26 protein-coding genes and 1 riboswitch are annotated in these 26,689 nt (G+C 43.8%); of the genes, 18 read left to right on the top strand and 8 right to left on the bottom strand.

Features of this window, described 5'->3' with window-relative positions; translation table 11 throughout:
- The first annotated feature begins 236 nt into the window (after window positions 1–236).
- The 8 genes from AC121Z_RS01200 to AC121Z_RS01165 all read left to right on the top strand — a co-directional run bounded on the left by AC121Z_RS01200 (window position 237) and on the right by AC121Z_RS01165 (window position 8,863).
- Window positions 237–1,514, top strand: a complete 1,278-nt coding sequence (locus AC121Z_RS01200) for an ATP-binding protein (protein ID WP_498125969.1) — start codon at window positions 237–239, stop codon at window positions 1,512–1,514.
- Window position 1,515: 1 nt separating this feature from the next.
- Complete coding sequence (locus tag AC121Z_RS01195) at window positions 1,516–3,039, top strand: TnsD family Tn7-like transposition protein (protein ID WP_498125967.1); 1,524 nt, start codon at window positions 1,516–1,518, stop codon at window positions 3,037–3,039.
- Between the two features lie 14 nt (window positions 3,040–3,053).
- A complete protein-coding gene (locus tag AC121Z_RS01190; RefSeq protein WP_498125965.1) occupies window positions 3,054–4,709 on the top strand; it encodes a Tn7-like element transposition protein TnsE in 1,656 nt (551 codons plus the stop codon).
- A gap of 197 nt (window positions 4,710–4,906) precedes the next feature.
- Complete coding sequence (nrdG, locus tag AC121Z_RS01185; RefSeq protein ID WP_498125963.1) at window positions 4,907–5,386, top strand: anaerobic ribonucleoside-triphosphate reductase activating protein; 480 nt, start codon at window positions 4,907–4,909, stop codon at window positions 5,384–5,386.
- Window positions 5,370–7,160, top strand: a complete 1,791-nt coding sequence (nrdD, locus tag AC121Z_RS01180; RefSeq protein WP_498125961.1) for an anaerobic ribonucleoside-triphosphate reductase — start codon at window positions 5,370–5,372, stop codon at window positions 7,158–7,160. Before nrdG ends, nrdD begins: the two co-directional genes overlap by 17 nt.
- Window positions 7,161–7,280: 120 nt before the next feature.
- Window positions 7,281–7,673, top strand: a complete 393-nt coding sequence (locus tag AC121Z_RS01175; RefSeq protein WP_498125959.1) for a ribonucleotide reductase subunit alpha — start codon at window positions 7,281–7,283, stop codon at window positions 7,671–7,673.
- Window positions 7,674–7,840: 167 nt separating this feature from the next.
- On the top strand, window positions 7,841–8,410 hold the full coding sequence (locus AC121Z_RS01170; protein ID WP_498125957.1) for a hypothetical protein: 570 nt from the start codon (window positions 7,841–7,843) through the stop codon (window positions 8,408–8,410).
- 33 nt (window positions 8,411–8,443) lie between these two features.
- The gene (locus AC121Z_RS01165) at window positions 8,444–8,863 is read left to right on the top strand and encodes a hypothetical protein (RefSeq protein ID WP_498125955.1); all 420 of its coding nucleotides are present in this window, start codon (window positions 8,444–8,446) and stop codon (window positions 8,861–8,863) included.
- A gap of 5 nt (window positions 8,864–8,868) precedes the next feature.
- Here AC121Z_RS01165 and AC121Z_RS01160 read toward each other — a convergent pair whose 3' ends face one another.
- The 4 genes from AC121Z_RS01160 to AC121Z_RS01145 all read right to left on the bottom strand — a co-directional run bounded on the left by AC121Z_RS01160 (window position 8,869) and on the right by AC121Z_RS01145 (window position 13,563).
- Window positions 8,869–9,711, bottom strand: coding sequence for a cupin domain-containing protein (locus tag AC121Z_RS01160; protein ID WP_498125953.1), 843 nt, complete (start codon window positions 9,709–9,711; stop codon window positions 8,869–8,871).
- A gap of 112 nt (window positions 9,712–9,823) precedes the next feature.
- A complete protein-coding gene (locus AC121Z_RS01155) occupies window positions 9,824–10,249 on the bottom strand; it encodes a hemerythrin domain-containing protein (RefSeq protein ID WP_498125952.1) in 426 nt (141 codons plus the stop codon).
- A 20-nt stretch (window positions 10,250–10,269) separates the two neighbouring features.
- Window positions 10,270–12,030, bottom strand: a complete 1,761-nt coding sequence (locus tag AC121Z_RS01150) for a bifunctional protein-serine/threonine kinase/phosphatase (RefSeq protein WP_498125950.1) — start codon at window positions 12,028–12,030, stop codon at window positions 10,270–10,272.
- A gap of 66 nt (window positions 12,031–12,096) precedes the next feature.
- Window positions 12,097–13,563, bottom strand: a complete 1,467-nt coding sequence (locus AC121Z_RS01145; protein ID WP_498125948.1) for a NarK family nitrate/nitrite MFS transporter — start codon at window positions 13,561–13,563, stop codon at window positions 12,097–12,099.
- Between the two features lie 474 nt (window positions 13,564–14,037).
- Here AC121Z_RS01145 and AC121Z_RS01140 point away from each other — a divergent pair, with 474 nt between their 5' ends.
- Window positions 14,038–15,312 carry an MFS transporter gene (locus tag AC121Z_RS01140; protein ID WP_498125946.1) on the top strand — a complete coding sequence of 425 codons (1,275 nt, stop codon included), beginning with the start codon at window positions 14,038–14,040 and terminating at the stop codon, window positions 15,310–15,312.
- A 5-nt stretch (window positions 15,313–15,317) separates the two neighbouring features.
- A complete protein-coding gene (locus AC121Z_RS01135; RefSeq protein ID WP_498125944.1) occupies window positions 15,318–16,520 on the top strand; it encodes an NnrS family protein in 1,203 nt (400 codons plus the stop codon).
- A 6-nt stretch (window positions 16,521–16,526) separates the two neighbouring features.
- Here the strand turns inward: AC121Z_RS01135 and AC121Z_RS01130 are convergent, their stop codons facing one another.
- From AC121Z_RS01130 to ubiU, 3 genes are read right to left on the bottom strand one after another with little or no spacing between them, the layout of a single operon-like run.
- Complete coding sequence (locus AC121Z_RS01130; protein WP_498125942.1) at window positions 16,527–16,898, bottom strand: SirB2 family protein; 372 nt, start codon at window positions 16,896–16,898, stop codon at window positions 16,527–16,529.
- Between the two features lie 12 nt (window positions 16,899–16,910).
- Window positions 16,911–17,792, bottom strand: a complete 882-nt coding sequence (locus AC121Z_RS01125) for a U32 family peptidase (protein ID WP_498125941.1) — start codon at window positions 17,790–17,792, stop codon at window positions 16,911–16,913.
- Window positions 17,793–17,838: 46 nt separating this feature from the next.
- Window positions 17,839–18,837, bottom strand: coding sequence for a ubiquinone anaerobic biosynthesis protein UbiU (gene ubiU, locus AC121Z_RS01120; protein ID WP_498125939.1), 999 nt, complete (start codon window positions 18,835–18,837; stop codon window positions 17,839–17,841).
- A gap of 184 nt (window positions 18,838–19,021) precedes the next feature.
- Between ubiU and AC121Z_RS01115 the strand changes: the two genes are divergently transcribed.
- A complete protein-coding gene (locus AC121Z_RS01115) occupies window positions 19,022–20,824 on the top strand; it encodes a thiamine pyrophosphate-dependent enzyme (protein ID WP_498125938.1) in 1,803 nt (600 codons plus the stop codon).
- Between the two features lie 50 nt (window positions 20,825–20,874).
- Window positions 20,875–21,459, top strand: coding sequence for a ubiquinone anaerobic biosynthesis accessory factor UbiT (gene ubiT, locus AC121Z_RS01110; RefSeq protein ID WP_498125937.1), 585 nt, complete (start codon window positions 20,875–20,877; stop codon window positions 21,457–21,459).
- On the opposite strand, the gene AC121Z_RS01105 is transcribed toward ubiT, so the two are convergent.
- Complete coding sequence (locus tag AC121Z_RS01105) at window positions 21,460–22,218, bottom strand: molybdopterin-synthase adenylyltransferase MoeB (protein WP_498125935.1); 759 nt, start codon at window positions 22,216–22,218, stop codon at window positions 21,460–21,462.
- A gap of 189 nt (window positions 22,219–22,407) precedes the next feature.
- Between AC121Z_RS01105 and AC121Z_RS01100 the strand changes: the two genes are divergently transcribed.
- The 6 genes from AC121Z_RS01100 to moaD all read left to right on the top strand — a co-directional run bounded on the left by AC121Z_RS01100 (window position 22,408) and on the right by moaD (window position 26,688).
- Window positions 22,408–23,604 carry an alginate export family protein gene (locus AC121Z_RS01100; protein WP_498125934.1) on the top strand — a complete coding sequence of 399 codons (1,197 nt, stop codon included), beginning with the start codon at window positions 22,408–22,410 and terminating at the stop codon, window positions 23,602–23,604.
- A gap of 108 nt (window positions 23,605–23,712) precedes the next feature.
- Window positions 23,713–23,865, top strand: a riboswitch (molybdenum cofactor riboswitch).
- A complete protein-coding gene (moaA, locus tag AC121Z_RS01095; RefSeq protein WP_498125933.1) occupies window positions 23,854–24,828 on the top strand; it encodes a GTP 3',8-cyclase MoaA in 975 nt (324 codons plus the stop codon). (Overlaps the previous riboswitch by 12 nt.)
- A gap of 1 nt (window position 24,829) precedes the next feature.
- Entirely contained in the window at window positions 24,830–25,423 is a 594-nt protein-coding gene (gene mobA, locus AC121Z_RS01090; RefSeq protein WP_168476943.1) for an NTP transferase domain-containing protein, read from the top strand.
- Window positions 25,410–25,955 carry a molybdenum cofactor biosynthesis protein B gene (gene moaB / locus AC121Z_RS01085; RefSeq protein WP_126828220.1) on the top strand — a complete coding sequence of 182 codons (546 nt, stop codon included), beginning with the start codon at window positions 25,410–25,412 and terminating at the stop codon, window positions 25,953–25,955. Before mobA ends, moaB begins: the two co-directional genes overlap by 14 nt.
- Window positions 25,952–26,446, top strand: a complete 495-nt coding sequence (moaC, locus tag AC121Z_RS01080) for a cyclic pyranopterin monophosphate synthase MoaC (protein WP_411272442.1) — start codon at window positions 25,952–25,954, stop codon at window positions 26,444–26,446. The genes moaB and moaC overlap by 4 nt, the downstream gene beginning before the upstream one ends.
- On the top strand, window positions 26,443–26,688 hold the full coding sequence (moaD, locus tag AC121Z_RS01075) for a molybdopterin converting factor subunit 1 (protein WP_498125932.1): 246 nt from the start codon (window positions 26,443–26,445) through the stop codon (window positions 26,686–26,688). The genes moaC and moaD overlap by 4 nt, the downstream gene beginning before the upstream one ends.
- The last annotated feature ends 1 nt before the right edge of the window (window position 26,689 follow it).

Below are 26,689 nucleotides of genomic sequence, written 5' to 3'. Positions count from 1 at the left end.
AGAGACCCCACTTTCAACCTTAAGAAATCAATTTACCATGCCACATTCGAACTCATGCAATAAACCGCTTAACGCGAGATTTTTTTGTTCCACAAACCAACCACATCATTATCGAGCATAAGCTGTCTAAACTGATCAGATGCAGCTACCTTAATAGGAACCCAAATACCGCAACATTCAAGCGAAAGCTAAATTCAATTCGTGGCTTGATTCAGAACGAAAATCTAACCACCTATATGCATGATGATGTGGACTCTCCTGCTTCATCTATGACGATTGCAGGAATATCCGGTGCGGGGAAATCAACCACGACAAACCTTGTACTGAACACTTATCCGCGTGTGATATATCATCCAGACCTTCATATGCTCCAGGTGCCCTGGCTTAAAGTTGATTGCCCATATGATGGTTCACTTTCCGACTTCTGCTTAAGCTTTTTTATCGCACTAGACCGTCGTCTTAATCTCGATTATCGAAGCACTTACGGATCCGGCCGACCAACAATAGCAAAAATGATGGCAGATGTTGCTGATCTTTGCCTGATACACGCCATTGGTTTAATTGTCATCGATGAGTTCCAGCATATGAGTCTCGCGAAAAGCGGTGGCGAGAAGAAAATGATCAACTTTTTGGTAACGCTGGTAAATGTCGTAGAAGTCTCTGTTGTACTTATTGGTACGCCCAAAGCTTTGCGGCTATTTGCGAGCGAGTTCCGGCAGGCTAGACGCGCAAGTGGAGATGGAAGTCTGGTGTGGGATAGATTGCCTAAGGATGAAAGCTGGGAAGATTTTCTTGAAGAACTATGGCCTTACCAGTGGCTTGGCAATAAGGTTGAGAGAAATGAGCCACTGACAAATAAATTGTATGAGTTGACGCAAGGCGTGCCTGACATTGTTGTTAAACTCTTTTGTCTTGCCCAAGCTCGCGCCGTCTTATTAGCATCCACTCCAGAAGACGAAGTTTTATCTCCAGAACTCTTCGAGCAAGTTTTCGAAGATGAGTTTTCAATTGTTAAACCTTTGCTTGATGCATTGCGGACGGGCAACAGGAAGGAGCTTGAAGATTGCAATGATCTCATTTTCCCAAAACTTGAATGTAGCATGATGAACGCAATAGATAAGCTCGTATCACAACCTCTAGAAAAACCTAAAAGGATTGAACTGGGAGAATCTGATGAGACGAACATCGCTAATTCTGCGATTCAGACGATCGTTTCAATGGGCATTTCCGAGGACATTACGACGCCTCTCGTTACAGATGCATTGGCGAGAAAACCAGACCTTACCTTGATTCAGATAATACAAATGGCGACAACGGCGCTTACACAAACGGGCAAAGAAGAGGCAAGAAGTTCAAAGGATGACTCAAAGCCAGTCTATACAAAACGAGACAGCTGGGGCCAACTTTCTGACCAGGACCTCAGGAAGATTTATGCGGATAAATCAGGACCTATGTATGAGGTGATGAAGGAGGAAGGTCTTATTTACCCTGTCCATAAATTACTGGCTGGATAGCATGCTTGGCTACTTCCCTGTTCCTTATCAGGACGAATTACTGTACAGCATGGTTGCTCGGTATGCGCAACATACTGGCTTAGCTGGTAATCAAAAAGCTATTGTCCGGGAAGTATTTTCCTCTTCAACAGCTGTCGCTGTCCCAGATTTACCAAGCCACTTGAATTCTCTGGTTAATAACATTCAACTTGTGTGGCCGACAACTGTGATGGAGCTTATTAACTCATTCACTTTGGCGCCAATTTATTTACCTTTTCTCTCTCAGCAACAAGCTATGAAAACGATTCGTTCCATGTGCTCAGATTCAGGAGGTGACATTCATACTCGATCTGGTATTGCCGCCAGTGCAGTCAAACAACAGGAATATTTTCGATATTGCCCTCAATGCTTGAGAGAGCAGCGAAGGATTTTCGGTGAGTGCTATTGGCAGCGAATCCAGCAGTTGCCAGCCTTGGTGTTTTGCGGGAGGCATTCATGCTTTCTGGAATACTCAACGATATCCTTCCATCCGAAAGAGAAACATCTTTTTAATGTGGCGAACGAGAGTAAATTGAATGCGGATATCAGACATGTAGAGTTGAAAGATATCGAAAGGGCACTGCATGCCCGGTACGAGCAATTACTTAAGGCTTCTCAATCTAAAGGCCTTGGCTTTAATCGCTGGACATTGTTTTACAGAAATTTAGCAGCTGAACTTGGTCTAGTGAACAAGAGCCGGATCCGCCATCAGGAAATACATAGACTACTCCAGAGGACATGGGCTGGAACAACATTTGAAAATCAATTTAACTATTCAGAAAACAACTACTGGCTGACTAACTTATTTCGAAAACATCGTAAGTCATTTCACCCTTTGCGCCATTTACTTGTTGTCACTGCACTGGTCCCCGAATTGTCTGTCACTAAGTTATTGGAAAAAGTGCGCAGTCTACCTGACAGAATTTTGGTGCCCAACCATTCTAGAAAAAAAGTCACAGTACGGGACGACTTTGCAGAATACAGAGCGAGTTGGGAAGGTATGCTAAAGCAGCACCCGAACGCAGGCGTTAAAGAGCTTAGAAGTACCGAGCGTAGTGGTGCTATCTATGCTTGGTTGTATCGCAACGACAAGAGCTGGCTGATGTCTAATCGGCCAAAACGAAAAGTAAATTCGCAAAGCCACTACGCCGTTAACTACCGTGATTGGGATTCAAAAAACGTTGCGCATCTTGAATCAGTATATGAGGTCATGGCTAACGTGCGTAATAGACCACGTTTTACAAGAACTCGAATCATTAAGGAACTGCCCCGGTCAAATTCAGTTGAGAAACATTTGCCTGATCTACCAGCGACGAGCCAATGGCTCACTGACCATGAAGAATCGGTAGAAGACTTTCACCTCCACAGATTGAGGATTGCTTACGAACAAATGAAATCGAACGATCTTGAGGTGAAACGTTGGCGTTTACTCAGAACAGCTGCAATTCGAATAGAATTAGTAACCCCCAAGATTGAAGCCGAAATACGACGTTTAGAACAAAGTTAAGGATAGCCCGATTTATGTCTAATATTGATGAGATTGGAATTCGCGGAATACCTAAAGAATCAAAGCTAATATTGTTGGGAGATTGGTATCAGAATCCAGGGCAAGAGTGGAAAGTCATTTGTTATTTTTACCGGGATGATCTCGGTTATTTTAGGAAGGGTTTGCCTATCGATCTATTACCAGCCTTAGTGCCCGGAACTGTCTTTCCAAGAACATCAACAGAAAACAAGGTTCAGGGATGGACAGAAACGGTTATGTTGCCTCAGCAGGACAGCTGGAAAAAAGTAGATTTTCGACAACTACCTCGCACCTTAAAACGTGTCGATGATTTTTCAGAACAATTCGACAATTGCGTTCTGTACAGAATCGAAACTGACGAAAAAGTATATTGGTTACCAATAGCAGAAGTCGCACGCATGCTTTTCTTTCATTCTTCAGAAGTGGTGCGCGCTGCTGTTTATCAGGGGAATACCTGGCAACTTGGTAAGTCCTGGTCTGAAGATTGGGTTGGTAACGTTGAGTTGTCTACGAATATCCCTGTTAGGTATATGAATAGCCTACAGTACAGAAAATTCTTCACTTGGTTGCTCTTTGACTCTGACGCGCAAGATAGCTTCGGCTCGATTTTCCAATCAATTAATCAGAATTCAATTATTGAAAACGGCGCAGATCGTTGGACATTTGATTTTACACCACCAAACTTGAGCCATTGCGAAATTTCACTTGCGGGCTATACGGGCAGAGAGCCTGAAGAAAACCAGGTGTTTATTCGTGAAATCAGGTCTGTTTCTGGTCTTAAGGCACCTGACCTTGATGTCGTTTTTTTCTCACACCCAGATGACCACCTTTTACTTAACAAAGACCCTGAAAATAGTGACGAGAAACCTAAACCACCAAATAGACCACCCGTAAATACTAGAGAGCTGGATCCAGACACAAAACCGAACTCAAATAGAAAAAGACACTTGCTGAAGTTAGGCAGAAGCGGCTTGCACTTTGATGTAGAACTCGACACGAGAAGAAGCACAAGGCAGGTAAAAGTGCTACCACCACAAACTGAACCAGATTTGGATGATTTACAGGAGCAACCCCCTGAAGAATTAGCCAACTTGAAGAAAGGGAGTGACAATGGAAAGGGACCAAAGGCGGATGTTGACAATCTTGATCCTCCAGACTTAATCGATGCACCTGAAAAAATTGTGTTCTTTCAATCTATGCTGCAAAAACTGCAGGAAGAGCACGGGTGGCAAATTCAGAGCAGTATAGGAGACGTCCCGAGGAAAAGATGTCGCAGCCAGCATTTGGTTGGAGGTAGGCCTCGTCGATATTGCCATGCTGTAGTTAAGCGAGACAAATCGACGACGATTCAAATATTAGAAATTGAATTAACGTGTAAGCCGAAGAAGGACGGGACATTGGATACTGAAAGCTTATCCACATTATTTTTCCGCGCAGGTGATACCTCCATCACATTTCAAAGAATTCTCGATGAGTTAATGACTGCATATAAGGACGAAGGATTGAATGCAATGAGCTGGAAACGTCAGTTTATTTCGCAGAACACTTCAGTTAAGGAGTACTTGGGGCACCCTGATAACAAGATCACAAACGAGCGAGATGCTCTTGACTCATGGGTAGCTAGAGCAGCAGAAAAAGTGATCGGGATGTAGTAAAGATATATCTACGTAGCTTTCGTGCGAATGGATAGAAGTGCGTTAAGCGCTCAATTACCAGACATTTTTTGCAACCAAGCGTTTTGTGAGAAGATGGAAAAATGATGATCCGCTGTATGCTTTGATCTGGATCAATACTACATATAGTGCATTTAGTGGTTAAATAGCACTATATATAGTTAGCGGGCTATTCAATGCAACCCCTTTTTAACTCACTGGAACCTCAAGTACTGTTTCAAGAAGTACCTGATGAGGTATCACTTGGATTCACGATAACAGGCTGTAAGTTGCGGTGTGAGGGCTGCCACAGCAACGATATTTGGGACTGCACTCTTGGCGAATCACTGACCAATGAACGGTTTGCTGCATATCTAAAGAAATACGAGGGATTTATAACGTGCGTGCTCTTTTTTGGCGGTGAATGGCATGCAGACGCGCTTATTGAAAAGCTCCGTATTGCCAGACAATCACAACTCAAGACCTGTCTTTATACTGGACTACCCAGAGTATCCTCAAAAATCCAAAAACAACTGTCATTCCTGAAAACCGGCAAGTGGATTTTTTCACTTGGCGGACTCGACTCCCCGTCGACCAATCAAAAACTAATAAACGTCAATACAGGCGAATTACTAAACCATAAATTTTGGGAGAATAAGTGTGCTAACACTCGATGATAAACATATAAAACAAAAACTGCAGTTTATCGATAGTTACTTAAATGCTGAAACCGCTGCTGATGGCGCGAAGTTAGACGCCAACGCAAATGTGACAAACAAAAACATTGCCACACTTGAAGCCGAGCTGATGAAAGACTACTTTATTCAGGTAAACCGCGCATTGGTGAGCAATAAGATTAAGGAGCTATTTGGTCATGAACTTGCACTAGAGTATCAGCGACAGATAGAAGCACATGAAATCTATGTGCATGATGAAACCAGTCTAAAGCCTTACTGCACTTCAATTACCATGTACCCATTTCTCTTAAATGGGTTGACTGAACTTGGCGGTGAATCTAAAGCACCACAACATATAGAATCTTTCTGCGGCAGCTTCGTAAACTTGGTATTTGCAATTAGTGCGCAATTTGCGGGTGCTATTGCCACGGTTGAATTCTTGATTTACTTCGACCATTTTGCGCGTCGAGATTATGGAGAAAATTATCTGAATACGCATGCAAAAGAGGTAGCTAACCATCTACAGCATGTCGTTTATGCCCTAAACCAACCTGCGGCTGCGCGGGGTTATCAAAGTGTATTTTGGAACATATCGCTCTATGACGAGTACTACTTTGATTCAATGTTTGGCGAGTTTGTGTTTCCTGACATGAGTAAACCCAAATGGGAGAACATTGAATCACTGCAAGCATTCTTTCTCGAGTGGTTTAACGATGAACGTAAACGGGCCGTGCTCACATTTCCAGTGGTCACTGCAGCGATGTTGACAAAAGATGGGAAAGTCAAAGACATCAATTTTGCAGCGACCTGTGCTAAAGCGATGAGTGAAGGTAACTCATTTTTTGTTTACCAATCCGAAAGTGCCGATTCATTGGCCTCTTGTTGCCGATTACGCAATGAGATAACAGACAATACGTTTTCTTACAGCTTGGGTGCTGGGGGTGTATCGACAGGTTCTATTAACGTGATCACGATTAATATGAACCGATTAATTCAGGATGGCAGAGATTTAAGCACTGAAGTTCAGAAGATACACAAGTATCAAGTCGCTTATCGTAGACTCATCGAGGAGTATAAAGCAGCGGGAGCACTTCCTGTTTATGACGCGGGCTTCATTAGTTTGGATAAGCAATTTTTAACGCTGGGAGTCAACGGACTGGCAGAAGCCGCAGAGTTTGTAGGTATCGAAGTTGGCAATAATCAAAGATACAAAGACTTTGTCAGGACTCAACTGCAAGTCATTTACGAACAAAATCGCGCTGCATCTAAGCACTATAATTGTCAGTTCAACACTGAATTTGTGCCTGCGGAAAATTTGGGAGTCAAAAATGCCAAATGGGATAGACAAGATGGCTATGTGGTTAACAGAGACTGTTACAACAGTTATCACTATCTTGTTGAAAACACAAATACCACACATATTGACAAGTTTATCCTGCATGGAAGAGAGTTAAACCAATACCTTGATGGTGGTTCAGCACTTCACCTCAATCTTGAGGAAACGTTAACCTATAATAACGCCTTAAATCTTCTTAATATTGCTGCGAAAGCAGGATGTAACTATTTTTGTGTGAACGTAAAGATTACGATCTGCAATGTTTGCGAAACTATCGACAAGCGCACTTTACACGTGTGCCCATCATGCGGCTCAGAAGACATAGACCACGGAACTCGGGTGATTGGTTATTTAAAACGCGTGTCTGCTTTTTCTAAAGGGCGGAGGAATGAGCATGCCCTTCGTCATTACCATACTCGCACGCGGCTTCACACATAGACTGACGCATATATCGTGTTTTTACCTATTAAGGGGTAGTTCATTACCCCTTGTGCGCAATGGCATAAAGTTCGATCGATGTGTACGCTTTAGTCAGAAACTTTCAAGGGGCCCATTGTTATGTCTGGTATGTTTTCCGACCTTTTATTAAAAGCGCAAGAGCAAAGCGAAAAGCAGCGCTTGTTGTTTTTGTTCGCAAAAACAGACGAGACCAACAAAAGCAGAAAGCGAGAAGATAAAAAAGGTTCCATTGAACCCAAAATGGTAGTGGATAAACTGCCTGATGAGCTGTCTGAATTTGCCGCTTTAGTGAGGGAGGCAGATAGCATTAACAAAGACTGGGATTTTGTATTTATAGCCAGTCTTGGGGGCGATTCAAATAAGCCTCCTACTACAGATGCTGCGGAACCCTATCTAAACAAAATGACTAACGATGTGATGACCGGTAACAATATTTTTCGCTATGTCGTGTTTGATAGAGACGAAAATCCGATAGAAATCACTGCTAATTAGTAAAGTTATGGATTTGGGTTTCTTTTTGAGTCAGAAGCACATGCTTAACCATGTAACAACAGCGCCAGTTTAAGTTCCAAAGCTATCTCTTGGTTTGCTGCGGTCTGAAAATGGCAAGTTTCTTCTACAACAGGCTATACTTTAAACTAATCTGACGGTTAAATGTCATGGTCGATAACGTTCGAGAAATTAAAGACGGCTTGTTTCCTTTTAATGGTGACGAACTGCATCAACTCACGTTTTTATTGAATTATGCGATCCTGGCACCGTCTCATTATAATGCCCAACCTTGGCGCTTTAGGCTATCCAAATACGGATTGGATATCATTCTCGACAAACAACGAGTGTCCAGGTTTGTTGATCCTCACTCTCGTGAAGCAATAATCAGCTGTGGTGCAGCCATAGGCATGATCGAAGTTGCCGCTCATTATTTTGGCTCTGCGGTCAAAATAAAGTATGAAAACACGACTGAAAGAGACTTGTTGGCGCATATCAATATAGCAGGACACTTCGACCCGTCTGATGATGACATTGCGTGGTTTCATGCTATCAAATACAGGCAAACTAACCGAAGGTATTTTGATAATACTGAACCACCCAATCAAGTATTCGATAGTGTAGAGGGCTACGCCAATTCGCTTGCAGTTCAACTGTCGCATTCAACAGATATTGCCGCGATTGCAAAGTTTTCAGACATGATTGAAAGAGCGGTCAAACGCCAGTTTGCACAGCCCTAGTTTCGATTCGAATTTACTTCGTGGCAGCGGTCTATGTTGAGCTTAAAACCAGATGGCCTAACGGGGCATGGTTTTTACCAAACCACACTTCCAAACCTATTATCTAAGCCGATGTTGAATTGGTTCAATTGGGGCAGCAGCATTGGCAAGTATAATGTCGACAAGTGCCGCCATGGGAGCCCGACATTTGCTGTGATTGCCACCGCTAATGATGATAAAACAGACTGGCTGAATACTGGTCGACTATTAACGTTTTTCTTACTTGGGCTTGCACATCATCGTCTGTCGGTTTCATACATGAATCAAGCTATTCAGGAGCCCGATCTTCGAAAGCAATTACCGGCGGTTTTGCAGTCTCTGAAATATCCACAGCTGATATTAAGGATAGGTAAAGCATCGCCTGTTCATTGGACGTCTCGGCGTTCTGTAGCGCAAGCTATGGCCTATTCTTGAGTGCATTAGTAACTCGACTTTCGAATGATTGCTCCCGCGTAGGGTTTCAGTATTTCTGGTAACGTTGGGTTGTATGCTTGTCGGTATGAAAATACGTGCTCATCTTCACTCCAAATGTTTACATGTTTTCCGCCAACAAAACGAATCAGGCTCATGCTTCCCCCGATAGAGCCAAATGGGCCATGGGGGATTTCTGGAGGGCGCCAAAAATAGGCGCCTTGTACCATTGTGCCCGCTTGACCAGTGAGGTCGCCAGAGATTAAATACGCCTCTTCTGGTGTCGGGTGTGATTCCAATGGGCCACGCCAATTTGACGGATGCGTCTGTGGAGCTGTCATAAACAAGAAAGTCCGTTGGCCAGTTACTGGATCTATTCGTAGATTTTTTCTGGCTAATCCAAGATGAGCAAGTTTGATATCATGAAGCTTGGTGTCCCACTGCATCCTGTAGGTATCTAGATAACTCACGGCCGGGCAGTCACGAGCATGTTTTGCAATACTGTCTATTGGTGCTTTACTTACATCTGCACCAAACATTCTCAAGATGACAGTTTCTTCCATAACGAGTAAGCCACTTCTTGGGTGTCCAGCCGGGAAATAACCATAGCACCCTGGTGTGTACTCAAGTCCGTTAAGATGAAATACACCAGCGAGTACGTAAAACTCTTCACTAGCCATAATTGGAGTGTCTTCTGCTTGATGAAAATCTTCTGGGAGTCTTTGAAGAGCAGTGTATGATCGGTTGTCGTTGTCGAAACTCAGGATTTTAGTTTCACAACCTGGAAATCGCTTGGCTACAGTCCAGGGTAACTTTTGCACCTGAATAAACTCTATGTGAGGTCTACCCATCTTTACCTCTCTAAACAACTTATGATAACCAGATACTCTGGGGAAATGGCTCGTGAATTAAGTCGCTTCCGCTCAACTATTCATAATTTTTTTATCTTCAGACACTGTCAATTCACATATCCAAAAAGAGCGCCAGCAACTGTTCCTCTGCCAGAGCTCGATCACACTGAACATAAAGCACTTGCTCTTCTTTTTCGTTGTGTAGCAGAAGCAGTTCTGACAGGGCTTTTTCGAGTGCTTCTGAATGATCGTCGTTTTTTAAGCTTTCACTAATTTCGTCAAGCATAGCCTTAATCTGATCATGCTCATGTCGCATCACCACCGTTGGGCCCGTATCATTTATACCTGTTGCTTTTTCAAACATGGGAAACAGCAATTCTTCTTCCCACCGAATGTGTCGTTTCAATCCTTCACTAAATTTGTCGAAGAGTAAAACAGCCTTGTAGCGTTGGTTCTGTTTATTTTCCCGGTACATGCGAAATAGCAAATCAAGTCGTTCGTGATCAACACTGAAAAATTGGGTTACCAGATTTTGCATTACTGTCGACTCCATAGTGGTTACCCTGTGGTCGAAAACAAAATGACAACCAATATCAGCATGGCAACCCAAAAGGCCGACATCATTTGCCAGAAAAGCAAACCTTTACTGTTATCGATTGCGGGATCATCTTTTAAGAACTCGGGGTTAGGCCGAGTTACATCATTGACAAAGTCTTGTAGTCGTTTGTATCGTTTTGGCGTGTCGAGCGTCACACCTTTTTCCAACGCACGATCAAACCATAGAGGAATAATGGGGTTGTGGTCTGTGGCGCTTATATACCGCAGCTTATCAAAGTCATGGCTGTTGACGTATTGCTCAATCTTTTCCCCATAGGGTAGTTCGCCGGTAAATAATTCGTAAGTAATGGTGGCCAATGCATAGATGTCGCCTTGGATCCCGGTGTTTCTGCCTTGTAAGTAATAGGGATCTGAGTATGTAGCCGTGCCAAGCGCACCAAGATGCTCTATAGGTATAAAAATCTCAGCAATACCTGCAACAAAGACAGATCCAAAATCAATCACTTTAATCTTCATTGCATCATCAACAATGATGTTTGCAGGTTTCAGATCCTGATGAATCGTTTCTGTATTGTGAAAAGCCTTTAACGCAGCAGCGATTTGTTTTACCAGTGTGATAGCCATCTTGGGAGACGGTAGCGGATGGTCAACCATCCATTTATCAAGTGAAATACCCGGCACATACTCCATTAGGTAGTACAAACAGGTTCGTGGGCGATTCTGGGTTATGATCTTGACCACGTACTCACTATTGATACGTTTACCTATCCACTCTTCCTGAATAAAGCGGTCAATGTAATGCACGTCATCCTGAAAGTTGAGCGATGGTGTTTTCATCACCATTTGCTCATCAGTTTCCAAGTCAGTAACGAGATAAACCTGGCTGCGACTGCTGGCAAACAATGCCTGATCAATTCGGTAACCATCCAGCTTCATGCCGGGTTCAAGATCCGGCGGAAAAGGCAATCGGGTTAATTTGGTATTGAAATCATCACGGCTTTCAGCAGGCAGTTTTTCGACTTTGGCAATCGCACAGCTGATATTGTCGTCGCTGTTTGCCATTTTAGCCTCAGCAATTATGCGCTCGCATTGCTGTTGAGGTTCACGTTCATCACTCAGGAAATCGCTCAGTTTCTCTGAATCAATGAAATCGTGAACCCCGTCTGTTGTCAGAAGAAATATATCACCTTCTTCCAAAACTGATTTTCCGTAATCGACTTGTAGGACGTTATCCATCCCTACGGCTCGGGCGAGAATGCTTTTGCCCCCGCCAATGTTGATTGAATGATCTCGTGTCAACTGTGTAATAGTGCCTGCTCGATAACGGTAGATCCTTGAATCGCCAGCGTGGAAAAAGTGAGCCGTCCTCGATTTGAGTACAAGACCACTAAACGTGCATAGATAGCCTTTTTCCTGGTGGGTGAATTCGTGACTTTGCTTGAACAAGTTTAAATTGATAGTAGTTAGTGTTTTTTGTCCGGCTTGTTTTGCTGACCACGTATCAGGCGTGCGGAAATATTCTTCGATAAAGTGTTTTACTGCATAATCACTAGCCTCTTTGCCCGCTTCGGCACTACTGACACCGTCAGCTATTACGACGGCTGTGCCCTTCGACGACATGGCATGTTGATCAGTCGGCGTATGCACAGCAACTGCATCTTCATTGACTGGCTTAACACCTGCAATAGAAGCACAACCTGCAGCAACAACAAGCGTTGCATCGTTTGTGATGTCGTGTTTTTGAGTGTGCTCTGATTGCATTGATATAGTCTAGGTTGGGGAAAAGGCATCCCTGTTGTAGAGATGCCTTTTACTGACGAGTTACTATTAACTTACATCGATCATGTGAACAGTGCCATCCTCGGCAATCTCAGCGATTTGACCACGTGGTTCATCCATAAATATTAGCGTGAATAAGCCAACTAACGCGGTCGCTGCAATGACGTAGAAAAACGTACTGTAGTCGACAAATGAAAGGACGGTTAAGAATGTGACTGCACCAACATTACCATACGCACCGGTCATACCCGCAATTTGGCCTGTCATTCTGCGCTTGATTAATGGGACGACAGCAAACACCGCACCCTCGCCAGATTGCACAAAGAATGAACAGCCCATAGCAATAACGACTGCTAACCATAATGGCCATGTACCATCAACCAAGCCCATTAACGCATACCCTGCTGCCAATCCTGCGGTTAGAATCATGAGTGTGGATTTACGGCCAAATTTGTCAGAGATCCAACCGCCTGCTGGGCGTGACATCAAATTCATAAATGCATAGGCACCCGCGACTAAACCCGCTAACACTGGATCAAGGCTGAATGTTTCAGCAAAGAAAAGTGGCAACATTGAAACCACAGCTAATTCTGAACCGAAGTTAGTGAAGTACAAAATATCCAGTACAGCGACTTGTTTGAAATTATAGCGGTGTAACTCTGGTACTTCTTTGGTAAAGATTTCTTTGTTGACTTGCCAGACTTTATAAACTTCAAGTAAATACAAGCCAAACAACCCAACGTAAATCGAATTCACAATGGTTTGGCTGAGAATGTCCACACCACTTGGAGATAGTTTCCAGGCTAGCAGAGCAATTGCCGCATACATTGGCACTTTCATCAGCAGAAGTAAGAAGAAGTCACCCTTGGATGTCACTTCCATAGCGCCTAAGTTTTTGGGTTTGAAGTATGTTGAACCTTTTGGCGTATTAGTCACATTGGCATAATAAACAAAAGCAAAAATTAAGCTTATTACACCCGTTAAGCCAATCGCATATCGCCACCCGTCTTCACCGCCAAACAAAACCGCAATTGTTGGCAAGGTAAATGCGGCGGCGGCAGATCCAAAGTTACCCCAACCACCATAGATACCTTCCGCTGTGCCAAGTTCGTTGTGGGGGAACCACTCCGACACCATTCTTATGCCAATAACGAAACCAGCGCCGATGAAACCGAGCAAGAAGCGGGCAATCGCTGCTTGCACGAAGCTATCTGCAAAAGCAAACATGAAACAGGGAATGGAACAGATAGCCAGTAGAGCTGAATAGACCAGCCTCGGCCCGTATTTATCTGTCAACATGCCGATAATAACCCGGGCCGGAATGGTGAGCGCAACGTTCAAAATGAGCAGAGTTTTAACCTGGTCGGTTGTCAGTCCTAAAGTTTCTTTTACTGCTTGAAGTAACGGAGCAAAGTTGAACCAAACCAGAAAGCTAATAAAGAACGCCATCCAAGACAGATGGAGTATTTTCATCTTGCCAGTAAATTTAAAGATATTGAATTTTTCAGTTGTCATGGGAATCTCCGCATGGATTTGTTATCTGTTACTAATTATTAGCTCTTTGGGCTCGTGGTCTTTGACTTGAATCAATAAAAAATAACCAGTAATTACAATGCCTTACGAGTACCCAAAAGGTGGTAATCAGCTGTATTTAAAGTGGCAAAAATTGGCACTTTTGTAGATTCATTGATCGCCGAATAGTTGTTTCCCCTCTTACAAGCGTAAACGAAGGCGGGTTGATTCCTATTGCATCTAGGCGGTAAGTTTCAGTTTTTTGTGGGTAGGTAAATATCCAACAGTAGCCGATATAAGCCTTGTCGTAGTGCTGAATTAATTTATTAAAAACAGTGGCTTAATATTTTCAGCGACTACCTATTTAGGGGTAATTAGTAACTTAAACCTTAGTCAAGCATCCCCCCTGGTTTATAGAGTTGCCGCGTTGTGAACGCTATAGTGAATACTGGTTTTTGTTTATTATCGGGTAGGTTTTTGACAGCTTCACACTCCGGGCAGGCAACGCGAGCTTTAATATTGGCAACGCTCGTGTTTGCTATTAACTTCTCAGTTTGGACGCTTTATGCAGTAATGAGTGTTGAACTGAAGCAAGTGCTTGAATTGTCCAGCACTCAGGTTGGTATTCTGCTTTCTGCACCAATTATCACTGGCGCATTATTGAGGTTGCCAGCAGGTTTATTGTGTGAGCGATACTCGCCAAAGATGATACTGATCCTGCAGATGCTTATCACTGTTCCACCACTAGTTTTATTACCCAGTATTGATAGTTTTTCAGGCTACGTGATTGTTGGGTTACTAATTGGAATATCGGGGGTCTCTTTTAGCATTGGTATTCGCTACCTCACGGACTGGTTTGACAGTAAAGAGCAAGGCACGGCAATGGGAGTCTTCGGCGCGGGCAACGCTGGTGCGGCTCTCAGTTTAATAATTGTGCCTTATATACGAGATGTTTGGAGTTGGAACACTATTGGGCCCACCTACAGCGCAATGGTTTTAATTACCTGTTTTGCGTTTTGGTTAGCCGCGCCGTCACCACCTAAATTCAAACAGCAAAACAAACAGAAACCGCTGGCGTTTTTTATTAAGCCATTAGCGCATGCGCGCGTCTGGCGATTTGGACTGTACTACTACTTTGTTTTCGGCAGTTTTTTAGCGCTATTGCTTTGGCTTCCCCAGTACTATGTGAATGCCTACGCTTTGCCGTTCAATCAAGCCATGGCTCTAACTTTATTATTTGTTATCAGCTCCAGCATGGCACGTGCTGCCGGAGGTTGGTTTGCTGATCGTTTTGGCGCGCGGAATGTCAACTGGGGGGTGTTCTGGATTTGCTTAGTTTGTCTTTTCTTTTTGAGTTATCCGCCAACGACAATGACCATTCATGGTGTGGATAAAGATGTCGAACTTTACATTGAACTGAATGTTTGGGTGTTTACTGTCTTGCTCTTACTGATTGGTTTAGCGCAAGGTTTTGGGCGCGCCAGCGTATATAAAATCATCAACGACTATTATCCCGAACAGATGGGAAGCGTCGGTGGTATGGTCGCCATGCTTGGCGCATTAGGTGGTTGCACGCTCCCTATTCTTTTTGGATTGGCAGTCGACATTGCCGGCGTCTACAGTGCGTGTTTTATGCTGCTTTACGGCGTGTTAGCAGTCTGTATGCTGTTAATGCATTTGGCAATAAAACGCGAGCGATATAAAAGCCGAGTGTTAGCAGCGCAACAACATAATTTTCTCGAACAGGATTAATTGGCATGTTAGACATCGTGGATAATCAACAAGAGCAAAAAATTACTCCATTGCTACGTTTAGGGTTTCGGCCGTTTTTCTTGTTCGGTAGTCTGTTTGCAGCCTTATCCATAGCGTTGTGGCTGCTGACTTTAAAGGGCGCTGTTTCTGTTGAGCCACTTAACGGTATGCTTTGGTGGCATAGTCATGAAATGTTGTTTGGTTTCACGGCAGCGATAATCGCTGGATTTTTACTCACCGCTGTTCAAACCTGGACGAATATCCCAAGTATCAAGGGAGGGCAACTACTGCTGTTAGTCTCCCTGTGGGGTTTTGCACGGCTGTTGATTTTGTCTGGCTCGACGCCGACGCTGCCATTGACAATGATTGTCGATTTGATGTTCTTACCGTTAACAGCATTTTTTGTCGGTCAACGGGTGGTCAAAATACACCAGTATCGAAATCTGATTTTTATTCCTGTACTAGTACTCATGTCAGTGATGAACCTTTTCACCTATCTACCCAGCCTAGGTTTTGATGCAGCTTGGCAGTCACGCGGTATGCAGGGTATGACGTTGCTAGTCACATTTCTGGTGGCTTTTTTAGGTGGCAGAGTCATTCCGATGTTTACAGCAAATGGCACAAAAACGACCAAAGTACTACCTATAAAGTGGTTGGAAATGGCAGCCTTAGCCAGCCTTGTGGTTGTGTTGGTTTTATTGCTACTCAAAGATGTTGCGGATATTACGATGTTGACGGGCATTGTATGCCTGACAGCAGCCATGATTCATGCATTACGTCAGTGGAGGTGGCGCATCTGGGTCACTTTAAATGTGCCACTCGTATGGTCTTTGCATTTTAATATGCTGTTCATTCCGATAGGGCTAGGCTTGCTAAGCCTGCATTTCTTTGGTGTAAGTATTACTTTAAGTACTGCAATCCACAGTTTAACCGTTGGCGTCATAGGGGGCATGATTTTAGCTATGATGTCTCGCGTTTCACTTGGGCATACCGGCAGGATGTTACAAGTTGGAAAGCTAATGAGCGTCGCTTTTTTTGCTGTTGTGATCAGTGCGATAGTGCGGTCTATTGCAATAGCGATATGGCCACAGTGGACGATTCAATTTTGGCTATTTGCAGGTTGTCTATGGTGTGTAGCATTCGGTTTGTTTTTCTTTAAATACTTGCCTGTACTGTCAGCACCCAGAGTGGACGGAAGACCAGGATAAATATACTTAAAGCATAAATTTGCTGAATGCAGATTTAAATATCAGACCGATGCATAAGAGCGCGGCAATAAACGCGACTATGCGCTGTGTTTTTGTTTTGCCACGCTTCAATGCTACGGTTCCAAACACAATGTACAACAGGAGCAACAGTATTTTTGCGGCTACCCAGTCGAAAATCCATGGATAGAAGCCTGCCATTACCATCAGAGTAACAGCGGTACTGAGTAAAAGTGTATCAATAACGTGGGGAATAGTTTTCACCCATTTGTGATGCAGCAAGCTTGAATCAGTTATCATCCAGTAGCCACGGATTACAAAGCTTACAAGTGTAGTTACTGCCAACACGATGTGTATTTGTTTTAATAGCAGGTAATCCATTGGTTGCGAGCCTTATCGAATATGTCCACTGGAACCTAGAGGCGTTAATCCGGCAATCTGATGCCAGTAGCCATTGGTTTCATCACCAGAAAGAGATATCGAATTGGCTTGCACAAAATCTGTCAAAGCTTCAAATGTACTGTCAGCCTCAGGACTGATTCGAACAATATCCACTAACCCTTCCATTGTCTTGAGATCATTGATTAGATTATAACGATACCCTGACATCGTCTGAATACCGTTCAGTACGAAAAGTGTTTGCCCTTCCTGACTCGATGCAACGCGACCACGCGGGTAATTAAGGCAGCACAGCTCACAATTGTCTTTTGCACGATTTTCCGAGCGAGCAGTAAAACAACGAGCAGAATATGCCAGTGGTAAATGACCATAGCTGAATACTTCAACTTCAAATCTATCTTTAATACCTATGGCATCACATTTTGAAAGGATTTCGGAAAGCTTATCCTTCGAGAGTTCGACGGGCATGCACCAGCGTTTCATTCCCTGCTTTGACAATATATCCAGTGTTTTGTGGTTATATATGTTGAGCGCTGGGCCTGCGACAAACGGCACCTTTAATTTTCGTAAATAATTCACGGCGGCCATATCGTTGGCTTCAACGAGGAATTCACCGTTTTCACAATATTTACGCACCTGAGCCAATTCCGAAGGTGCTTCCAACAAGGTCATAGTTGAGAGTATGACCTCCTTACCTTTATCGGCAAGCGCTGTTGCAATAGCGATATAATCAGCCATCTTTAATTGACGCCGCTTCGAACAAACGGTCTCTCCCAAATAGATAATTTGGGCTTCACTCTGGGCGGCTTTGTCGTAAAACTGCTCAACCTGTGCTTTAGGCCAGAAGTAGAGAATTGGGCCGAGAGAATATTGCATATGGTTTTCCTACAAAATCAAATAACCAAAAAGATTGGCTTGTTTGCTATTGCCACGACTTGTGGTAGGCACCCAAAGTCGTGCAGCTTCCCTCCGATAAGGATTCCAGACGTTTTTCCCAATCATGCAGAGCGTTTACATTCATATTGCTACTGCAGTAGTCAATAGCATCGCGCCAAACTCTAGTTACCTGTTTTACGTAGGCACTACTTCGTTGCCTACCTTCTATTTTTAATGCGGTGACGCCAATTTTAAATAATTCCGGTAGCAGACTCAGTGTATTCAAACTAGTAGGCTCTTCCAGTGCATGAAACGCCTTAGTGTTACTATCTACCTGAAAACGCCCCTTGCAGAGAGTTGGGTAACCGGCTTGCTCGTGTGGTTGGTAGGAATCAATTAAGACATTGTTCAATCTGGATGTTAAACGACCATCCGACTCCTGCCATTGAACATGACTTGCTGGTGAACACACACCATTCATATTGGGTGACTCACCGGTTAGATACGAAGAAAGGTGGCATCGTCCTTCGGCCATGATGCATAGACTACCAAATGCAAAGACCTCCAGTTCAATATTGGTACTTCTCGCTAACTGCTTTACCTGATGAATTGATAGCACGCGCGGAAGGACGATTCGCTTCACGTTGAAGCACTCTTGGTAGTATTCGATAGCACCTGCATTGGTTGCAGATGCCTGTACAGATAAATGTAACTCTAAATCTGGGTAACGCTCTGCAGCATAACCAAGTACTGACATGTCGGCAACTATCAGGGCATCAATATTGAGCGCTGCGGCGGCATCGACAGCGAATTTCCACTTATTCCATTGTTCAGCATGCGCATAGGTGTTAATAGCGATATGTATCTTTTTTGCTCTGTCGTGCGCATAAGCGACGGCTTCTTCCAGTCTTTCTTGGGTAAAATTAAGGCCGGCAAAATGTCTGGCATTCGTATCATTCTTTAAACCCACGTAGACCGCATCTGCGCCATTGTCGATCGCCATTTTAAAAGAAGAGAGGTTACCCGCAGGGCATAGTAATTCCATAGCGCCTTCAACTTACAAAACCAAAACCAACTCTATTTTTGTAAAACCAGTGCCATTTGCCAATTGATACAAATAGGTAGCTGTTGTTCTTTGTGGGTACCAACAAAGAGCTTTTGTTAAACGCCACACATAGGCACATAATCAACCGGTTGATTTGAATAGGCCGAATGGTCAGGAGCAAGTTATGGTGGGCGCGAATATGCGTGCGCACTGCGCGCAAAATCTGGGTACTGAATACGCTAAAAGTCTTCCTCTACTTGGTGACATGATGGCTGACATCCTGACGCTGTTTGGATGTAAGACAGTGTTTGGGGTAGGTGGTGATTTTGCGGATAATATTATCAGCGCTTTTGAAGGAAAACTCGACACTGCGCCTTCTAGTAACGAAATGCACGCAGGCTATGCTGCTTGTGCGCAAGCTCAAATTTCAGGGTTAGGTGCAACGCTGACAACTTTCACCGTGGGTAGTTTGCCTTGCTCCAGTCCAGCGGCACTTGCAATGGCCGAGAAGCTGCCAGTGGTATTTATTTCCGGAGCTCCTGGTGAGCAAGAAATTTCTGACACGCTGCTGCACCATAGTGTGGCCTCCAGCTCTGAATGGATGATGAAATATGACTGTGCCTTGGAGTCATTTCGTGCATTAGGTATGAGAGCTGAAAGATTGCAAGGCGCAAGATCGAAAAGTCAGCCTAATATGGCAGCTGAACGGTTTTTTCAATTGGTTGCTCAGGCCTATGCCAATAAACAGCCTGTTTACATTGAGATACCCCGTGATTTAGTCTTTGAGCCCACTCAGGCATTGAAGCTGCCACAAACACCTGGCGACGTAAATCGCGAGACCTATGTGTTAGATGGTGCACAGCATATCGCTGTGCACATTGTTGAAAAATTGAATCAATCCAGCCATCCACTTCTGTTCGTTGGCGAGAACGTCAAGTTGAACACAAGATTATGTGAACAACTGCGGAACTTTGTGAACAAGTTCAATATTCCTTATGCAACTAGCTGGTTGGCAAAAGGTGTATTAGATGAGTCTGATCCGCTATCCGTAGGAAGCTATAACGGTGTCTTTAGTCCTGACCACGTGCGACACTACATTGAACAGAAAGTTGATTACATCTTGGAAGTCGATACCAGTATCCAGAGTCAAGATACGAATAATGCTTTTGGCTCAGGCACGCATGTTATTCAATCATTTGAAAATAAAACCATGGTAAAAGGGACCGTTCAAAATCAACAAGGTTTGCTACATGTCTTTGAAAACTTAATGGCGAGCGACATCCCTGTTTTTCAAACTCTGCTAGAAGAAAAGCGTCGTCCGGTTATAGACGATAATGACAGCGTCGACTTCCATAATCTTGCAGATGTCCTCAATGATGTGCAAAGTCAGCTATCTGCTTCGTTAATTTATCTGCCAGAAATCGGTAATTCGTATTTTGCTTCTTATAGTTTAGAGACTAAGCGGTCAAGTCATTGTCGGTCTTGGCTCACCAATCCCTGGTATGGTGCTATGGGTAGTAGTCTGCCCTATGCGAGAGCTGTGGCTAAGACCCTTAAATCTTCAAACTCGTCCGACATTGCGGTTGTTATTACCGGTGATGGCGGCTTTCATTTTCAATTAAATGAGTTAATTCATTTTCAACGAGAGCATCTTCCGGTTGTTATCCTTTATATGCGAAACAACATCTTCCACCTTGGCAAAAGTGGTGAAAGCGCAATGTATCATTGTTCGAGCCCCGGATTTGATGTGCTCACGCTGGTTAAAGCCTATGGCGGGAGAGGGTTCCAGTGCAAAAGAATAGGAGAATTAAGGACTCAATTACAAAGCGCGGTTGAATCAAATTGTGGGATAACACTATTGGAAATACCGGTAGATCCTAATTCAGACAAACTCAGTCGAGAGATAAGTATGCTGAATTTATTCATACAAATGAAAAATGGCAAGCAAGGTGCGAAAGAAGCCTGGGATCGAGCTGTTGCTGGATAGTTAACGAATGAAGCTCAAATACCGCGACTCAATCTTATGGGGTATTGCCTATGAATAAGACCACACCTTTCGATACGTTGTGGCACAAGTTAAACTCACAGACATGCAGTAATCCTTTAATTCGCATTGTGAAAAAAAGACTGCAACATCAATTGATAGTATTACCGAAAGACATAACAAAGGCATTTAGTAGATTGCCATCTTCGTTTCAGTCATGGGTGGCACAGGCAACATTGTCAAATTTGTTAGCGGAGCAAGTAGCTGATGAATCACTTCATTTTCTTGAAGGGCATTGGTTAGCAATAATTATTAGCAACATTCCATACCAGTTTTTTATTACTGTCCGAGAAGTCCAACATTCTGGACTCAGAAAGCAGTCAATTGTAGTAAAAACACAGATCGAACAAGAACCTGACGTTACTTTTAGTTGCGATATCGATAGTTTAGTCAGTATTGCTGTAAGAGAACAGGATCCCGACACCCTTTTTTTTCAACGCAAACTGCTGGTAACTGGCAACACTGAGTTAGGTTTACAGATTAAGAATTTTCTTGATGAATTGGATACAAGTGCATTTCCGAGCGTATTGGTCAGTGCCCTCACAAAGTACTATGAAATTGTGCAGGCCGCACTATAGTTAGAGTTTTTCCCCACAAATTTGACAATCTTGCTGTCTCGGCACCTTAAACTCACTCCAGGTGGCTTGCATAGCGTCATACAGGTGTAGTCGGTTGCAAAGTGGCCTACCATAATGTGTGACTAGCTTTATGGCTTCAAGCGCCTGCATTGAACCGATAATTCCAACAAGTGGTGACATGACACCCGATTCAACGCACGACAGATTTTGTTCACCAAAAAAGTGGCTCACGCACGCATAGCATGCACTTTGTTGGCGTGGGTCAATACACAGTACCTGGCCTTCCATTCGGATAGCAGCCCCCGATACTAAGGGAATAGATCGTCGGTAGCATATTTGGTTTATCCTGTTTCGACTTTCCAGATTGTCCGTACAATCCAGCACAACATCTTGTTTGGCAATGAGCTCCTCCAGTTGCTTTTCCGTTGGGCGTGAACAGTGTGTTGTTATCTTGACTTCACTATTGATTTGCTTAAGTGCCTGTTGTGCTGAGTCAACTTTATTTGCGCCCACAGATTTCTCAGTATGCAATACTTGTCTCTGCAAATTAGTTAACTCAACTGTATCGTCATCGACTAGCGTGAGATGACCAACTCCACTTGCAGTGAGGTATTGGCTTGCAGCACAACCGAGTCCGCCAACGCCAATCACTAACACGCTGCAATTAACCAACGTTTCCTGTTTATCCAGATCGAAATCCGATAGCAGAATGTGGCGGCTGTATCGCATTGCTTGCTTTGTGGTGAGCTCTTTTTTCATCGTGTATCCCACAACTATAGTTGCATTTCTTTTTACCACTCAAGCCATAAACCAGCAATTCCCCAAAATAGGTAGTCGGAGTACCACAATTTTCAAGTAAGGGGTAAGTGTAGGTATCTGAATGATTTTTAATGGTTTTATATTTTTTAAGGCGTAGTATTCATCGTAGCATTTAGTGAGGAGAATACTATGAAAACTCGATTAGCAACGGCTATCGCTACAATATGTACTGCAGGTTTGTTAATGCCAAATGTTTCGGTTGCAACCGGTTTCGCTGATTTCCAACAAGCTATTACTGATGGTGACGCAAACGTTAAACTGCGTTATCGATATGAGCGAGTTGACCAGGATAACGTTGACAAAGAAGCGAATGCATCAACGTTGCTTACCCGCCTTAGTTATAAAAGTGCAGATTTTGGGGGCTTCTATACGCAAATAGAGTTCGATAACGTAACCGCTTTGGGCAACGAAAACTTCAATAGTACAGTCAATGGCAATACCAACTATCCTGTCGTTGCAGATCCGATTGGCTCAGATTTCAACCAAGCTTATGTGGGTTACAAGACCAAGTCACTTCATTTTACGGCAGGTCGACAACGCATCAATCACAATGATCAAAGATTCGTCGGTGGTGTTGGTTGGCGTCAAAATGAACAGACTTATGATGGCTATCGTCTAAGATACGACAATCAGTCAGGCCTGAATGTTGACTACAGCTATGTACATAACGTAAATCGAATTTTTGGTACAGATAGCCCAAATTCGGATTTGGGTGGCAACATACATCTGTTGAACGTCACATATAAAATCAATGCTGATCACAAGGTGGCAGGTTTCGCCTATGAGCTTGACTTCGACACTGCGAATGCCATCGCGACTCGCACATTCGGGGTAAGTTACAATGGTAAGATTTCTGCCGTAAACGTTCACGCGGCTTATGCACGTCAAAATGAAACCGGTGACAATCCAACAGACTTTTCCACTGATTACCTAGCATTAGAGTTAAACACTAAATTATCAGCGGTCAACGTTGGAATAGGTTACGAGTCACTTGGTAGCGATAACGGCAAAGGATTCACAACGCCTCTGGCGACTCTGCATAAGTTTCAGGGGTTCGCTGATAAGTTTCTTGCTACGCCTGGACAGGGGATCAACGATCTCTACATCAAGGCGTCCGGTAGTATTGGTAAGCTGAAACTATTAGGCGTATGGCACCAGTTTGAATCGGACGTAGGTTCAATAGACTACGGCAATGAGTTTAATTTCAACGCCACTTATCCTGTATATAAAAATACAAACTTTTTACTGCGATATGCCAACTACAGTGCCGATGATTTCGCGGTCGACACCAATAAACTGTGGGCAATGATGACTTTCACTTTCTAACGTCATCCACGCGTTAGTTGCCGACTCAACACGGGTCGGCTTTTTTATACCCCCTTGTGAGTATTCCTTCAGCGGAATAACAAAAACAACACTTTTACGCCAAACTTAAGGTAACAAAAACTCCGAGCTCCAATACCTAAGGTTTAAATAACTAAGGTACAGGAGCCGCGACTGAGAAGTTGCCCGGTAGCCAGAGAAATCAACCTGCCGCCCACGAGCTGCAATGCTCGACATTTGGAAAGGTGTTAGATGAATTTACAAGACTCATTCGGAAGACGATTCAATTACCTGAGACTCTCAGTAACTGAACTGTGCAACTTCCGCTGTAACTACTGTCTTCCTGATGGGAATGACTGCAACACTCCCAAACGTGGATTGTCTGTGAAAGAAATTCAAACGCTGGTGCAAGCGTTTGCCGGCTTGGGAACAACCAAAGTGCGCATTACTGGTGGCGAGCCAGCACTGCGCAAAGACTTATGTGAGATCATCGAAACCTGCAAAAAAGTTGATGGTATTAAAAAAGTCGCTCTTACAACAAACGGTTTCAAGCTCAATCAGGACATCGAAAGGTACAAGCATGCTGGCCTAGATGCCATTAATGTGAGTGCAGATAGTCTAGACCCACGTATGTTTGCGGCGATCACCGGTAAACAGAAACTGGAAGAAATACTGTTAGGAATAGAACGAGCAGTTCAGTTAGGCATCAGTAACATTAAGCTGAACACGGTGATGCTCAAGCAATTCAACTACAAAGAATTAGGGGCATTTTTTGACTACCTGCGCGACCACAAGGTTACCTGGCGATTCATTGAACTTATGCAGACTGGCGACAACAAGAGCTTTTTTGATAAAAACCACGTCGCCGGGCAAACGATTAAAGATCGACTTATCGAGCAAGGGTGGCAGCGCATTATTAGAGAAACCGATGCCGGGCCTGCACAGGAATTCATGCACCCAGAGTTTACAGGGAATATCGGCCTAATCATGCCTTATAGCAAAGACTTCTGTGAATCATGCAATCGATTGCGGGTTTCCGCACAAGGTAAACTGCATCTGTGCTTGTTTGCAGAACAAGGCGTCAGTATCCGTTCATTTCTGTCAGCTGGTGATGTTTCGGGTGCTCAGCAAGCTATTGTTTCTCATCTTCAACAAAAAAACAGTCAGCATTTTCTGCATCAAGGATTTACAGGTGCAACGAAGCAGCTGGCTATGCTAGGAGGGTAACATGAACACAATTGGCGTCATTTTAGCCGGCGGAGCTTCTAGCCGTATGGGCCAAGACAAAGCTTTACTTACGATTTCGCAATCAACCATGTTGACCAGAACTTACCAGATGTTACTTGAAACATCGGTGAGTAAAGTTGTTATCAGTCGTAATGACGGCGAAGCTGGACATTTCCCAGATCTGTACCCAGGTAAAGGGCCTTTGTCTGGTATCCACAGTGCTGCTATGCGCTTTCCTAACAAAAATCTATTGATACTGCCGATCGACCTTCCGCTCATGGATGTTTCCACACTACAACGCTTGTTAGATAGCGGCGAAAAGTTTTCGAGCAATGTCAGATTTGGTGAACATAGTTTGCCGCTTTACTTGCGTAACACCGAGACGACCCGCCAAACCCTGGATTACACACTGCGGTGTACAAACAGTTTTTCTGTTGATCGCTTTTGCACGCATTTCCCTTTAATGAAGCTGCAACTGCGCCAGCAGTCACCCCTTTTCAATTCAAACACACCAGAACAATGGCGTTTTGCAATGCAACACTTCGAAACATCCGAATGTTCTGTACCAACTGAGGTTCGCCATGGGACATGCTAACAAACAATTTGAATCACTTGGTGTCGCCGTTCTGACAGTGTCAGACACGCGTGATAGAAGCACAGATACCTCTGGCGAGTATCTGGCCGTGAATGCGACTGAATCGGGTCATCAGGTGATTAAGCGAGAGATTGTTATCGATGACATTTATCTGATCCGAGCGTGCGTCTCTGCTTATATCGCAGATCCAGCCATACAAGCCGTAATCGTGACTGGAGGTACCGGATTTACTTCAAGAGATTCCACACCTGAAGCGGTAAAACCCTTGTTTGACAAAGAAGTTGAGGGATTCGGTGAATTATTTCGATATTTGTCATTTAAGGAAATAGGTACTTCAACAATCCAATCAAGGGCTATATCTGGATTAGCAAACAACACGGTTATATTTTGTCTACCTGGGTCTACCAATGCTTGCAAAACCGCTTGGGCGGGTATCATTGAAGCGCAACTAAATGGCGCCCATGGCCCGTGTAACTTCGTACCGCATTTACAAACCAATGAAGCGCTTCAATGCGCGAGTAGACCGATATGACTGGGCTAACTAATTCTGAGCTTAGCCATATTGATAATCATGGCAAAGCGAACATGGTCGATGTGAGCGAAAAAGCCACATCGACTCGCATAGCAAAAGCGGAAGCCTATGTCAGTGTTTCAGATATTGCGCTTGAGCAAATAATACAAAACCAGTTGGCGAAAGGTGATGTCTTTAGTGTTGCAAGAGTGGCAGGCATTCAAGCGGCAAAACAATGTGCCAATCTGGTGCCGCTATGTCATCCATTGTTACTCAGCAAAGTAGACGTGGATTTTGAAACTGACGAGTTATCCAAACAAATAAAGATAACCTGTCAATGTAAGTTAAACGGTAACACTGGCGTTGAAATGGAGGCGCTTACTGGCGCTTCTGTGGCTGCGCTGACGCTTTTTGATATGTGTAAAGCTGTTGACCCAGAAATGGTTATTCATGGCTTAAAAGTCATTGAAAAAAGCGGTGGTAAAACTGGACTGTGGAGGCGCTCTGCATGATACAGATAAAATTTTTCGCAAGTCTTCGTGAAAGCATAGGTACATCGTCTTTGAATCTTGAGTATACGGGTGAAGACACTGTCGCCGATGTCGCACAAGAGCTCGCCAAGCGTGGAGAGGAGTGGCGCTTCCTCGAAGAAAGAGATGTGTTATGTGCGATCAATCAAACGCTTTGTGGAAAGGACACAAAAATAAATGATGGCGACGAAATTGCGTTTTTCCCGCCGGTGACAGGAGGCTAAC

Source organism: Alteromonas sp. DYW1, assembly GCF_059752595.1.
This window is presented reverse-complemented; position numbering and strand designations above follow the sequence as displayed.

What these genes read in the sequence shown, in the direction of transcription:
- AC121Z_RS01100 (WP_498125934.1), top strand. Translation starts at nt 22,408, where the DNA reads ATGAAAACTCGATTAGCAACGGCTATCGCTACAATATGTACTGCAGGT.
- AC121Z_RS01130 (WP_498125942.1), bottom strand. Translation starts at nt 16,898, where the DNA reads ATGGATTACCTGCTATTAAAACAAATACACATCGTGTTGGCAGTAACT.
- AC121Z_RS01200 (WP_498125969.1), top strand. Translation starts at nt 237, where the DNA reads ATGCATGATGATGTGGACTCTCCTGCTTCATCTATGACGATTGCAGGA.
- moaC (WP_411272442.1), top strand. Translation starts at nt 25,952, where the DNA reads ATGACTGGGCTAACTAATTCTGAGCTTAGCCATATTGATAATCATGGC.
- ubiU (WP_498125939.1), bottom strand. Translation starts at nt 18,837, where the DNA reads ATGGAATTACTATGCCCTGCGGGTAACCTCTCTTCTTTTAAAATGGCG.
- AC121Z_RS01190 (WP_498125965.1), top strand. Translation starts at nt 3,054, where the DNA reads ATGTCTAATATTGATGAGATTGGAATTCGCGGAATACCTAAAGAATCA.
- moaB (WP_126828220.1), top strand. Translation starts at nt 25,410, where the DNA reads ATGGGACATGCTAACAAACAATTTGAATCACTTGGTGTCGCCGTTCTG.
- mobA (WP_168476943.1), top strand. Translation starts at nt 24,830, where the DNA reads ATGAACACAATTGGCGTCATTTTAGCCGGCGGAGCTTCTAGCCGTATG.
- nrdG (WP_498125963.1), top strand. Translation starts at nt 4,907, where the DNA reads ATGCAACCCCTTTTTAACTCACTGGAACCTCAAGTACTGTTTCAAGAA.
- moaA (WP_498125933.1), top strand. Translation starts at nt 23,854, where the DNA reads ATGAATTTACAAGACTCATTCGGAAGACGATTCAATTACCTGAGACTC.
- AC121Z_RS01105 (WP_498125935.1), bottom strand. Translation starts at nt 22,218, where the DNA reads ATGAAAAAAGAGCTCACCACAAAGCAAGCAATGCGATACAGCCGCCAC.
- AC121Z_RS01115 (WP_498125938.1), top strand. Translation starts at nt 19,022, where the DNA reads ATGGTGGGCGCGAATATGCGTGCGCACTGCGCGCAAAATCTGGGTACT.
- AC121Z_RS01145 (WP_498125948.1), bottom strand. Translation starts at nt 13,563, where the DNA reads ATGACAACTGAAAAATTCAATATCTTTAAATTTACTGGCAAGATGAAA.
- AC121Z_RS01150 (WP_498125950.1), bottom strand. Translation starts at nt 12,030, where the DNA reads ATGCAATCAGAGCACACTCAAAAACACGACATCACAAACGATGCAACG.
- AC121Z_RS01125 (WP_498125941.1), bottom strand. Translation starts at nt 17,792, where the DNA reads ATGCAATATTCTCTCGGCCCAATTCTCTACTTCTGGCCTAAAGCACAG.
- ubiT (WP_498125937.1), top strand. Translation starts at nt 20,875, where the DNA reads ATGAATAAGACCACACCTTTCGATACGTTGTGGCACAAGTTAAACTCA.
- AC121Z_RS01175 (WP_498125959.1), top strand. Translation starts at nt 7,281, where the DNA reads ATGTCTGGTATGTTTTCCGACCTTTTATTAAAAGCGCAAGAGCAAAGC.
- AC121Z_RS01155 (WP_498125952.1), bottom strand. Translation starts at nt 10,249, where the DNA reads ATGCAAAATCTGGTAACCCAATTTTTCAGTGTTGATCACGAACGACTT.
- moaD (WP_498125932.1), top strand. Translation starts at nt 26,443, where the DNA reads ATGATACAGATAAAATTTTTCGCAAGTCTTCGTGAAAGCATAGGTACA.
- AC121Z_RS01160 (WP_498125953.1), bottom strand. Translation starts at nt 9,711, where the DNA reads ATGGGTAGACCTCACATAGAGTTTATTCAGGTGCAAAAGTTACCCTGG.
- AC121Z_RS01170 (WP_498125957.1), top strand. Translation starts at nt 7,841, where the DNA reads ATGGTCGATAACGTTCGAGAAATTAAAGACGGCTTGTTTCCTTTTAAT.
- AC121Z_RS01165 (WP_498125955.1), top strand. Translation starts at nt 8,444, where the DNA reads ATGTTGAGCTTAAAACCAGATGGCCTAACGGGGCATGGTTTTTACCAA.
- AC121Z_RS01195 (WP_498125967.1), top strand. Translation starts at nt 1,516, where the DNA reads ATGCTTGGCTACTTCCCTGTTCCTTATCAGGACGAATTACTGTACAGC.
- AC121Z_RS01135 (WP_498125944.1), top strand. Translation starts at nt 15,318, where the DNA reads ATGTTAGACATCGTGGATAATCAACAAGAGCAAAAAATTACTCCATTG.